16 protein-coding genes and 1 pseudogene are annotated in these 10,028 nt (G+C 35.6%); 12 read left to right on the forward strand and 5 right to left on the reverse strand.

Annotated features, from left to right (window positions below; translation table 11 throughout):
- Window positions 1-64: 64 nt before the first annotated feature.
- Both SCALIN_RS11085 and SCALIN_RS11090 read left to right on the forward strand, forming a co-directional pair.
- The gene (locus tag SCALIN_RS11085; protein WP_096894558.1) at window positions 65-379 is read left to right on the forward strand and encodes a DUF4258 domain-containing protein; all 315 of its coding nucleotides are present in this window, start codon (window positions 65-67) and stop codon (window positions 377-379) included.
- Window positions 376-618: a type II toxin-antitoxin system MqsA family antitoxin gene (locus tag SCALIN_RS11090; protein WP_203415441.1), complete on the forward strand. Its 243-nt coding sequence runs from the start codon at window positions 376-378 to the stop codon at window positions 616-618. The genes SCALIN_RS11085 and SCALIN_RS11090 overlap by 4 nt, the downstream gene beginning before the upstream one ends.
- Window positions 619-895: 277 nt before the next feature.
- On the opposite strand, the gene SCALIN_RS23955 is transcribed toward SCALIN_RS11090, so the two are convergent.
- Together SCALIN_RS23955 and SCALIN_RS11095 are read right to left on the reverse strand one after the other, a co-directional pair.
- The gene (locus SCALIN_RS23955) at window positions 896-1,105 is read right to left on the reverse strand and encodes an EamA family transporter (RefSeq protein ID WP_420885428.1); all 210 of its coding nucleotides are present in this window, start codon (window positions 1,103-1,105) and stop codon (window positions 896-898) included.
- Window positions 1,106-1,114: 9 nt separating this feature from the next.
- Window positions 1,115-1,858 (reverse strand): DMT family transporter, encoded by a 744-nt coding sequence (locus tag SCALIN_RS11095; protein WP_203415443.1) that lies wholly within the window; start codon window positions 1,856-1,858, stop codon window positions 1,115-1,117.
- A 413-nt stretch (window positions 1,859-2,271) separates the two neighbouring features.
- Here SCALIN_RS11095 and SCALIN_RS11100 point away from each other — a divergent pair, with 413 nt between their 5' ends.
- Both SCALIN_RS11100 and SCALIN_RS22180 read left to right on the forward strand, forming a co-directional pair.
- The gene (locus SCALIN_RS11100) at window positions 2,272-2,484 is read left to right on the forward strand and encodes a hypothetical protein (protein ID WP_096894559.1); all 213 of its coding nucleotides are present in this window, start codon (window positions 2,272-2,274) and stop codon (window positions 2,482-2,484) included.
- On the forward strand, window positions 2,481-2,645 hold the full coding sequence (locus tag SCALIN_RS22180; RefSeq protein WP_162532266.1) for a hypothetical protein: 165 nt from the start codon (window positions 2,481-2,483) through the stop codon (window positions 2,643-2,645). The genes SCALIN_RS11100 and SCALIN_RS22180 overlap by 4 nt, the downstream gene beginning before the upstream one ends.
- Before the next feature lie 754 nt (window positions 2,646-3,399).
- Here SCALIN_RS22180 and SCALIN_RS11105 read toward each other — a convergent pair.
- Window positions 3,400-4,263: an REP-associated tyrosine transposase gene (locus SCALIN_RS11105; protein ID WP_096894560.1), complete on the reverse strand. Its 864-nt coding sequence runs from the start codon at window positions 4,261-4,263 to the stop codon at window positions 3,400-3,402.
- Window positions 4,264-4,327: 64 nt separating this feature from the next.
- Window positions 4,328-4,546, reverse strand: a pseudogene (gene tnpA / locus SCALIN_RS11110) (IS200/IS605 family transposase); the annotation flags it as partial.
- Window positions 4,547-5,363: 817 nt separating this feature from the next.
- On the opposite strand from tnpA, the gene SCALIN_RS11120 reads away from it, so the two are divergent.
- From SCALIN_RS11120 to SCALIN_RS11140, 6 genes are all read left to right on the forward strand, one after another.
- Entirely contained in the window at window positions 5,364-5,585 is a 222-nt protein-coding gene (locus SCALIN_RS11120) for a DUF2283 domain-containing protein (protein WP_096894562.1), read from the forward strand.
- A 478-nt stretch (window positions 5,586-6,063) separates the two neighbouring features.
- Complete coding sequence (locus SCALIN_RS11125; RefSeq protein ID WP_096894563.1) at window positions 6,064-6,375, forward strand: DUF433 domain-containing protein; 312 nt, start codon at window positions 6,064-6,066, stop codon at window positions 6,373-6,375.
- A gap of 57 nt (window positions 6,376-6,432) precedes the next feature.
- Window positions 6,433-6,561 carry a hypothetical protein gene (locus SCALIN_RS23960; protein WP_420885429.1) on the forward strand — a complete coding sequence of 43 codons (129 nt, stop codon included), beginning with the start codon at window positions 6,433-6,435 and terminating at the stop codon, window positions 6,559-6,561.
- Window positions 6,521-6,697 (forward strand): hypothetical protein, encoded by a 177-nt coding sequence (locus tag SCALIN_RS23965; protein ID WP_420885430.1) that lies wholly within the window; start codon window positions 6,521-6,523, stop codon window positions 6,695-6,697. Before SCALIN_RS23960 ends, SCALIN_RS23965 begins: the two co-directional genes overlap by 41 nt.
- 254 nt (window positions 6,698-6,951) lie before the next feature.
- Window positions 6,952-7,188 carry a TA system antitoxin ParD family protein gene (locus SCALIN_RS11135; protein WP_162532267.1) on the forward strand — a complete coding sequence of 79 codons (237 nt, stop codon included), beginning with the start codon at window positions 6,952-6,954 and terminating at the stop codon, window positions 7,186-7,188.
- A complete protein-coding gene (locus tag SCALIN_RS11140) occupies window positions 7,181-7,459 on the forward strand; it encodes a type II toxin-antitoxin system RelE/ParE family toxin (RefSeq protein ID WP_096894565.1) in 279 nt (92 codons plus the stop codon). Before SCALIN_RS11135 ends, SCALIN_RS11140 begins: the two co-directional genes overlap by 8 nt.
- Before the next feature lie 300 nt (window positions 7,460-7,759).
- Here SCALIN_RS11140 and SCALIN_RS11145 read toward each other — a convergent pair whose 3' ends face one another.
- Window positions 7,760-8,203 (reverse strand): hypothetical protein, encoded by a 444-nt coding sequence (locus SCALIN_RS11145; RefSeq protein ID WP_096894566.1) that lies wholly within the window; start codon window positions 8,201-8,203, stop codon window positions 7,760-7,762.
- A gap of 304 nt (window positions 8,204-8,507) precedes the next feature.
- Between SCALIN_RS11145 and SCALIN_RS11150 the strand changes: the two genes are divergently transcribed.
- Together SCALIN_RS11150 and SCALIN_RS11155 are read left to right on the forward strand one after the other, a co-directional pair.
- The gene (locus SCALIN_RS11150; protein WP_096894567.1) at window positions 8,508-9,524 is read left to right on the forward strand and encodes a hypothetical protein; all 1,017 of its coding nucleotides are present in this window, start codon (window positions 8,508-8,510) and stop codon (window positions 9,522-9,524) included.
- 198 nt (window positions 9,525-9,722) lie between these two features.
- Window positions 9,723-10,028: four helix bundle protein (locus SCALIN_RS11155; RefSeq protein ID WP_096894568.1), on the forward strand; the 306-nt coding region annotated here is incomplete at its 3' end.

A 10,028-nucleotide genomic window follows, 5' to 3' on the forward strand; every position in this document is an offset into this window, starting at 1 on the left:
ATATCGTGATTTTAATAAAGCAGAATAATTTGAAGCTTTCAATATACCTACATAGATAAAGTAAATGATACACAGTTTACTACAAGACACTATTCAAAACGGCCGTATTGAGTGGCAAAGACATGCTCTGGAAAAGATGATGGAAAGGGGTATATCAAGAAAAGCAGTTAAAGAAGTTTTACTTAACGGAGAGATTATTGAGAACTATTCTGATGATAAACCATATCCAAGTGCTTTACTCCTGGGATGGACAAATAACCAACCTTTACATGTAGTAGTTTCGTTTGACGCCATGACTGGTTGGTGTTTTATTATTACGGCATATAAACCAGATACAGAACATTTTGAGTCAGATTATAAGACAAGGAGAGTAAAATGAAAATGAATACACTCCCTACTTCATGTCCTCTTTGTGGAGGGGGGAAAAAAGTGGGCAAAACTACTTTTACCGTTGATCTCGGTTTTGGTGTCGTGGTAGTGAGAGAAGTTCCTGCAACGGTATGTTCTCAATGTGGTGCGGATTGGATTGATGATGCTATTTCAGAGAAATTAGAAAAAATTGTTGATGATGCCAGACAGAAACATAATCTGGTTGAAGTTACTACATTAGCCAGGTAACACTCAATCTGAACGAGCGGAACAGATCGAATGATTTGTTGAAGCTTGAAATCTTTGAAAGAGAGTAGAATTGTAAGGGGGTTACCAAAGACATATAAATTTTATAAAGATTTATACCTGACTCAATATGCTCTCCACTATAACTCTTTGATAAACGTCTCTGTATTTCTGGTCCCTTTCTGATATTTATACTATCAAATTAGGAACTTTTTCTCTCCATATTATATAGGGAGCTAAAGAGGTTTCTATCTTCGATATTTCACCAATGATTCATTTTTCATGGTTGCAATATGCAACTTTGTGGTTTTGCCTTGTTAGGCTTTTGTGATACATAGTTAGTAATAAAAATGCCTGAGATAATGAGTACTACACTGTAAAAATGTACTATATTAATTTCTTCATTTAAGAAGATGAATGCAAAAAGACCACTAAAAAGAGGCAATGTATAGTAAATAATCGCTGCTTTTGAGGGGCCAAGTGCTATGATTGCTTTATTTCATAAAATAAAAGCTGAGATCGAGACGAAAACACCAAGACAAAGAATTGATAAAGAATTCATTGTATTAAATTTGATGGGAGGGGCTGTTATATATTCCCAAATAAAGAATGGAAAGAGGAAAATGAGCCCTAAAATGAATGTGGCTAATTGGAAAGCCAATATACTTAACTTCTCAGGTTTTCGTTTTAATAATATATTGTAAATAGCGAAGATTATTGTTGCTATAAGCATCCATACATCGCCTATAGCAAAAGATATGTTTAAAAGTTTGGAAAGGTTTCCTTTGGTAATTAGCATGACAATGCCTGTAACAACCAGTATTATACCTAATCCCTTATTTATAGTTAACAATTCATGAAAAAAAATTCTGGATAGAATGATAACGAATATAGGAAATGTAATAGCAATTAATGACAGATTGATAGCAGTGGTTGTATGACCGGCAAAATATATTAAAGTGTTGAATATTGTAATTCCCAGCAATGACGTAATAGATAGGTAAGGGATGTTTTCTTTAAGAATACTCCATTCTACTATAAGCGGTTTTAAAGCAAATGGTAAGAATACGATTACAGCAACTGTCCATCTCCAAAAGGCCAAACTGATTGGGGGAATGCTTTCACTTAGACCGCGTGCAATGATAAAATTGCCTGACCATATTGCAGTTGCTCCAATTGAAAAAAAATAGCCTGCAATTATTTGTCGTTTTTCGTTTGTCAATTTATTAATTTCAGTATCCATTTTATTAATTTGAACAACGAATTTGATACTTATTTTTATTCTTACTTCTTACTCATTGATCATTCTAACTTCTGTTTACCCCACTTGCCCTGTATGAAAGCGGAGTTTATGCTTCATGGCCTGCTCCAATTCCCTCCCTTACACCTAACACCTTTCCCAACTAATAGGGTCTGTTGTCCCACTTTTCGTGCCGTAATTGTCAAGTGTTTGTAAGCGATAAGCTATACTATGCTGTCTTAAGCTTTCAAGGTCTGTCCCCAAAATTCCGTTACTATTTTTTCCTTGAGATGAGATATTTAATAAAGTAATGTAATAGCTAATTGGTGTTCCTTTTTTAAGATATACATAAAATGGATGGTAATCAGCCTTTTCGTTTTTTAGCTAAAATATATTCAAATTAATTAGGAGGAAATATGAAAATACTAAAATTAGAAGTGGATGATTCTATCTTTGACAGGTTTAAAGGGTTTTTGGAGATATTGCCTAAAAGTAAAATAAAAATAAAAGAAATATTTGATGATTCCCATATTGACTTTGTTGAAGAAGAAGAACAAAAAGATATAGAAAAAAAATTATCAGATAAGAATTGCCATGTCGTGTCACATTCAAAACTTGTTAAATTATGAATCTTGAAATTGGATATTCTAAAAAGGCAAACAAGTTTTTGGGAAATAATCCAAAGACAATAACAGAAAAAGATGTTGATACATTAATCATTTCTGCAATAAAAAAGATATTTAATATCGAAAAATCAAACATTGATTTAAAGAAATTAAAAGGCAACTAAAGAGTTGTTTCAGAATCAGAAAAGGTGATATAAGAATAATATTTTCTTTGAAACAAGACAAAATTCTGAAAGTAGTAATAAACGATATTGATTCCAGAGGTAATATTTATCAATAAAAAATGATAATTAATAATTAAGATGTGTCCCTAACCCCCCACACTTATTCCTCATACCTCACTCTCCAAACTTTCGATGGATTTCGTTATTCGACATTCGGATTTTCTTTATCTAATCTGCAATCACAAATAATTATTGGTTTGTTCATGGCAAACGCTCGCATGGTACGCCCCTTACTTCTGTGAACTCCTATTGTGAATCCCCGATCTGTTAACTCCTTTGCCTCAAGACACAAGGTCTGGCTGTCTGGCCCCATGAATGCAAAATTAAAGAGTTGGCTTGCCAACTCTTTTTCATATCAACCAACAATTTTTATGTAGTCAAGCAAGGACTTGACCCCTTTCGTCCCTATAGATTTTGATCCCGCAACTTTGCCCGATTGGACCCAACACGAAAACGAATTTATAGAACGTGCGCGTCAATGGGAATTATCAACTGCATAGAACTACGAAACCACCCACATTCATCCTTTCTCTATGTGATTTGCTTCACAGCACGCGGAAGACCTTTCTAATCATCACATGGAGAAAAGCAATATTTATATGTAGGATTCGTTTCATCTGTGCTCCTTGTGACTTTGCGTGAAAGCTTCTTCAACCCGAAAATCTAAAATACAGGAAAATACAGAGCCGGGTCTTTATTCTTGATATTTTAACTTCTTTGCTAGCAACCTACTTATGGTTGAGTAATGCATTCCAATATGGTCTGCAACCTCTCTCTGGTTATACCCATATTCATATACTGCTTCCGCTATCCTAATGTCTCTTTTTTGTTTTTCTTTTAATAGTCTATCATTAAATAACTCTCTAAGATTAGGCCTGTCAACATACCTCTGATTCCTTGGTATTTCAATTATGTCTTTATTCTCTTTAATGTATCCAATTAGCCTATCAACAAAGTTTTCATCACCAAGAATACTCTGACCTTTTACTTTCTCCCACAACTTTTTCTCCCCTATTCCAGATCTGACAAAACCTCTATACTCTTTTTCAGCATCCCTCTTTTTATCTCCAAATTGTTCTAATATACAGCCTGTTGTAAGGCAGTTGTACGGTTTCTCAAAACCAGCTGTGGCTTTATAACTACTCCATTTCCATTCTTTAGGTGACGTTACTGCTCTTGCCCTTACAGGATTCAAAACAATATATCGACAAACTTCAAGAAGATGGTTTTCCTTTTGTATTAATATGGCTTTATATCTTCCCTGAAATACATGACCAGTCTTTTTGTTTCGCCTGTTATATCTTTGTGTATAAATACCGTTTAATTGTCTCATCCCTTCTGATAGATTACCATCTGGAGTTTCTATAAGTAGATGGTAATGATTATTCATAAGACAATATGCATGGCAAAGAAAATTATATTTCTCATTAACTTTCGCCAATGTATCAAGAAATATCTTACGGTCATCATCACCTGCGAATATTGATTTCCTTGCATTTCCTCTGGATGTTACATGATATAAAGCACCATCGTATTCTATTCTTAATGGTCTGGCCATGTAGTATGTATATCATATAATTAATGAATTATCAAGATTAAAGACCTGACCCCTTTTTTCCCCTAATTGATTTTGATGGCGGATATTCAATATGCATATGTACATGTTCTTTGCTTACAACTCCTTTTAGGATTCTCACATCTTCACTATCACATACTTGAATTAGCAACTCTCTGCACCTTTTCTGGATTTCTCCTTTAAGTACATGGTACCTATATTTTGTAATCCATACTATATGTACTGTTAGACGAGTTACCGTATGGTTTCCGTGTCTGTTTCTCATGAGGCTATTATACACTAATTCTTAATGTATATAACAGCTAAAGCCTTACACTGAAAGTGCATAGTTTTAAACTAGCGTACTGATACAATAAAAACGATAAGAACAGATTATAGCAACAGTTAGCATTCTTTTAACATAAATTCAAATATTTAAAAAATAAGCTGTAATGAGATTCAAAACACAGTATTAATGAACAAAAATCTAATACACATAATTCTTGAAAAGTATACAAAGTTTCAAGAAAGGGTATCATATACTATATGTGGGTGGAAGTGCCTTATTGTTTGGTTTTCTAAAAGAAACAGGCTTATCATCCCAAACGGTATTCATTATATAAATTTCAGGTTATCTGGTGTTGGTTTTGGTAAATTTAAATTCGATAATATATGTTTTAGAAAAGAAAAGGACTAAGCGTTAGTGATTCAAAAACTAAATTTTTTCCCTGGCTATCTTTACCTTCAAACGGCACATTCCTTTCTTCACCATATTAAGAGTTACATCGTGAGGAGAGTTTAGAAAAAGAATATTGTTAGGCGTACAGGAGATCTATGAACAACCAGTTGTACACAGATGAATACTGATAAAAAAAACAGAGGACGAATTATAATTGCGGGATAAAAGGAGTTCAAGAATTCAATCATACCAAAATCAAGATTAAAGACCTGAAATTATAGCAGATTAAAAAGGAGAAATCAGACTTTCTCAAAACAAAATCGGTTACAATGGAATACCGCCGAAATAAGAAAAAGGTTATTAGATTTGACAGACATGCACGACGAAGAATGAAATGGAGTAGAAATTTATTATAGGAGGTAAAATGACGATCGAATATAGTAAAGAAGCAGATGCAATCTATGTTTACTTCAAAGAGGAATTCGTAGCAAAGTCCAAAGAGATTGAAGATGGCGTTGTTATTGACTTTGATGAAAAAGGTCAATTAATAGGAATTGAGGTATTGGATGTAAGCCAGCGATTCAGTCTTTCCGATATTGTTAATGTAAATATAGAAAATCTTCCCGTAGAAGCGGTTAGCAAGTAATAACATTTCCATTTGGTGCTGGTACCCTCTCTCCACCTTGAATGCTAGCGAAAGTCCGATCCTGCTTCTCCGTCCATAAGCTATCAACCATGCCAGCCCCACGTGTCCTGTAGAGAAATGAAGTTTATCCTTCAGGGCTTGCCCTGCGTGTGCCTCGTGGAACCAGTTATTCCACTGGGGTTGAATCAGAAATTCAACTGGGGCTGAACTAGTCATTCAACTGGGTAGCAAATAGTTACGTTCTTTTCTGTATTCTACTTTCAAGGTCTGACCCCAAAATTCTATTCAAGTTGTGATACCATTTACATTCAAACACCTTTTTCTTTTACATGTAGTCATGAAAGGACTTGACCCCTTCTTCTTAGACAGATTTGCTTTACATTAATTAGCTAATATTGTAATATTTAAAACCATCTCGTACAATTTATCTAAATAAAGTAGGCTCATAAATTTTATCTTTCTTCTAGGAGGTCTGTGTATGACTACGAAAACACTTAATGATCATATTAATATGACTGATGGAGTAGTAGGCGGCAACCAGAGAATATCAGGACACCGTATAACTGTACAAAACATCGTAATTTGGCATGAATTAATAGGTATAAGCGCTGATGAAATTGCTGCTGAATACGATTTAACTCTTGCTGATGTTTATGCAGCACTAGCTTATTATTATGATCATCAAGAAGAAATTGACAAATCAATACAAGATAGCAATTCTTTTGTAGACGCTTTAAAACTTAAAACACTCTCCAAGGTTTCTCAAAAAATCAATGCAAAAAAAACTTAGATTTTCACCGATGAACATGTTCACAGTTCCGTTGTAAAAGGATTAAGGTCCCGAGGCATTGATGTGTTAACAATAAAAGAAGCCGGGATGTTAGGTGCAACAGATACTGACCATATCGCATTAGCAAAAAAAAGAAGGAAGGGTAATTTTTACTCAAGACGTAGACTTCCTTCGTCTTCATGCTAAAGGTACAGAACACTGCGGTATTGTTTATGCGCAGCAACAGACACCCATTGGCGAGATAATACGTGGCTTAACCCTTCTCCATCAAATTCTTGATTACAACGATATGCAAAACCACATCCACATCGAATTTTTATAATATGACAATCTTCAATAAAAAAGTGTCTGTCCCTCATTTCGGAAAATCCAGTAATTTACTCCTTGACAATTATAATACAATATAATATGTTGCACTCATTCTCAATACACATTTTAATGTCCAGGATATTCAAATTTTAAGATTTCCTGTCACTCATGTTCTTCAGAATGACACTTTGGTTACCACGATGTCATTCCCTACCAGACCAACAGGCGGGTTGGCAGAGCGAAGAATCTAATTTATTGGAGATAATTATGTCAAAAGTGCTAACAATACGTTTACCAGAAGATATTGAGAGCAAAATCAGGATCAAAGCCAGGCTTAAACATCGATCAGTTTCTGAACAGATAAAGAAATATATCTACGAGGCAATGATTAGTGAAGAAAACCCTGATTTGCCACTAAGATTTATAAGAGAAACACTTGAAGCAAAGCAGAGATTGAAGCAGGACTGGGAACAGAATATGAATTTGGCACAATTAAATGAATAAAATAATCGCTTCAAACCACTTCTTGAAATTTAAAAAGAAATCGCCTAAGAAATTACAATTAGAAATAGACAATGAGGTTAAAAATATCATAAACAACCCTGAAATTGGTGAACTGAAAAAGGGTGATCTTAAAACAATACGTATTTATAAGTTCAGGTATAAAGCACAGTTTTATTTGCTTTCATACGAGGTCAAAGGGAAAACGTTATATTTATATCTAGTTGGTACACACGAAAATTACTATAAACAGTTAAAGCGATATTTGTCTTAGTACAAAATACAAGCGCTTTATCCTCATGAAAACGATCAGATAGTTTTTTTAACATTTATCCATTGAGCTTTTCCCCTTTCCACCTTTCTACGTGCCTCTGCCTGCCCAGTTAAATTAGAAGACTATTTAACTGGGGTGACTCCCTGCCCGTCCAATTTTTCCCGCCCGAACGTACGATTCGGTACGGGCAGGTTGGCGGGCATGTGAGGATTAAAAATTTGTTGTTTTCTGTTTTTTCGTTTTTGTGGTTTTGTCCTGCCCTGCCTGCCCTATAGGGAAACAAAGTTTATCCGTCAGGGCCTACCCTGTGAAATGCAAAGCATATTTAACAACATGCTCTACTGATTCAAATACGTTTCTCCATGAGACACGAAATTGTCTGGCTACTTCCTGCCAGGAAAGATACTTCGCCCAATGTGAAAGAAATATTCTGAAAGGTTCACAAATAGGACTTTTGCCCTGGGCCCATGGAATATGTTCTACGGTTACTCCATGTTCAGGACAACTTACGCGTCGCGGTTTGTATGCCAACATGACCATGTAACCCCACAAAGGTATAAAGCGAAAATATCGTTCATTTAGATGATCGTAAGTTGGCGCAGCTTCTTTGCACTGGTTACATAAACCTCTGGTTCCTTTACGTTCTTTTACTTTGACAGTAATTTTGGTATCAGACAATATAACATTGCCATAGATGAATCCCTTGACAGGGTAGCATTTATTGAGTAGTGTTTTTATAAGCATTGTTGTTTACTTGTAATTTGTTAATTATATTGTTTATAGAGAACTTATTTTAACAAATTGTAACAGCAATGCTTATTATTGAAATTTAAAGAAGGCTTTATTTTTTATTCCTTTCGGAGCCGCCCACCCTCACCAAAAAGAGGGGTGGGTGGCGGAGAAAGGAATAAAAAATATTCCTTTTGGTGAGACTCCCTTTAAATAAAACAATATTTTTTTCTTTTTCTTGGCTTACTTTTACCCATAGATTCTGCAAAAGAGCCATAATTTTAAAGGCTATGAGTTTGATGATATATTGAGTTCTAAAGTGGTCAAACTCTTAACTTTTGGGAACTTGTTTTTAGAGAGGGTGGCTATACAGGTTGGTCGACGTTCAATAATCAACTTAAGAGGAGCCTTAGGAGTAAAAAAGTTACACAGTTCAAAGGCTTTCGGATTCTTTGCTAAAGGTTATTTGTATCACTATCTTACCACTCAGGATACTACATACCTGGATCTTGCTAGAGAACATCTGGCATGGCTTGAAAACAACTACACTAAAGGTTACAACGGGATGTCATGGGGAAATTCTTTTGATTTTGCAAGTAGAGGTGGTTTTATTCCAAAGGGTCTACCGACTATTGTCTGGACAGCTCATATTTCAGAATCATTTGACTTTGCTTATTCTGTTCTGAAACAGGAAAGTTATAAGAATACCGTAATAAAAGCTGCAGGTTTTATTCATGAAAATTTAGAGCGTTTCGAGGATGATACGGGAGTGTGCCTGGGCTATGTACCAGGTGAGACTTGCGTTATACATAATTCAAATCTTCTCGGGGCAGTCGCACTGCTAAGGGCATGGAAGTATACACAAAACAATGATTACTACGATCTCGCCAGGAAGGCAATTAATTGGTCATGTTCACGTATAAATTCTGATGGTAGTTGGTACTATGGTGATGATATGAAGTATAAATGGCTTGATAATTTCCATACTGCCTATAACCTGGATAGCTTGGTGGCTGCACAGGATATAGGGGGTGAAGACCTTGTAAAACAAGACGTAATCGATGCGACCTATAAGTTTTGGGTTGATAACTTTTTCTTAGAGGATGGTACTCCCGGATATTATCATAACGAGACTTATCCCATTGATATACAATGCGCGTCGCAGGCAATTGAATCACTGGCTAAATATTCTGAAAGAGATCAAAATGCAATTCATCTTGCCTTGAAAGTTGCTAACTGGACTATAGACCATATGCAAAAGAAAAATGGCGCGTTTCGATTTAGAAAAGGTAGAATTGTCAATAATAATTTAGAATTAATCCATTGGGGTCAATAAACTATGCTTTCAGCATTGGGCTGCCTTCTTTGGTATTTAAAGAAAATATAACCGTTCAGAGGTTCAGGGTTCACCGAAAACCTCGCCTGTTATCCGTTGAGCCCGTCCCCGCCAGAACTTCCTTGTCGGGCTGGCGAACGGATTCCTCCGGGCGGGCAGGTCTGAACCGTTGATTCGTTAGTATTGAATGGAGATGGCATGAAAATAGAGAGATTTGAGGATATTGAGGCGTGGCAATTAGCACGGGATCTAACTCGCAACGTCTATGACCTGACAAAGAAAGCCAAATTTAATAGCGACTTCGGTTTGAAGGGGCAAATTCAGGGTGCAGCAGGTTCATCCATGCACAATATAGCGGAAGGATTCGATTCGGAATCAAACCGTGAGTTTGTTCGTTTTCTTCGGTATGCAAAACGATCTTGTACCGAAGTCCAAAGTGAGCTTTATGTCGCTTTGGATCAACAATATATAACGAAAGCTGAATTTCAGGATGTGTATGATCAT

Origin of the sequence: Candidatus Scalindua japonica (assembly GCF_002443295.1) — a bacterium.
Lineage (GTDB): Bacteria > Planctomycetota > Brocadiia > Brocadiales > Scalinduaceae > Scalindua > Scalindua japonica.

Coding starts and splice junctions, on each gene's coding strand:
- SCALIN_RS11100 (WP_096894559.1), top strand. CDS start 2,272: ATGAAAATACTAAAATTAGAAGTGGATGATTCTATCTTTGACAGGTTT.
- SCALIN_RS11125 (WP_096894563.1), top strand. CDS start 6,064: ATGACTACGAAAACACTTAATGATCATATTAATATGACTGATGGAGTA.
- SCALIN_RS11095 (WP_203415443.1), bottom strand. CDS start 1,858: ATGGATACTGAAATTAATAAATTGACAAACGAAAAACGACAAATAATT.
- SCALIN_RS11140 (WP_096894565.1), top strand. CDS start 7,181: ATGAATAAAATAATCGCTTCAAACCACTTCTTGAAATTTAAAAAGAAA.
- SCALIN_RS11120 (WP_096894562.1), top strand. CDS start 5,364: ATGACGATCGAATATAGTAAAGAAGCAGATGCAATCTATGTTTACTTC.
- SCALIN_RS11135 (WP_162532267.1), top strand. CDS start 6,952: ATGTCAAAAGTGCTAACAATACGTTTACCAGAAGATATTGAGAGCAAA.
- SCALIN_RS11145 (WP_096894566.1), bottom strand. CDS start 8,203: ATGCTTATAAAAACACTACTCAATAAATGCTACCCTGTCAAGGGATTC.
- SCALIN_RS11090 (WP_203415441.1), top strand. CDS start 376: ATGAAAATGAATACACTCCCTACTTCATGTCCTCTTTGTGGAGGGGGG.
- SCALIN_RS11085 (WP_096894558.1), top strand. CDS start 65: ATGATACACAGTTTACTACAAGACACTATTCAAAACGGCCGTATTGAG.
- SCALIN_RS22180 (WP_162532266.1), top strand. CDS start 2,481: ATGAATCTTGAAATTGGATATTCTAAAAAGGCAAACAAGTTTTTGGGA.
- SCALIN_RS11105 (WP_096894560.1), bottom strand. CDS start 4,263: ATGGCCAGACCATTAAGAATAGAATACGATGGTGCTTTATATCATGTA.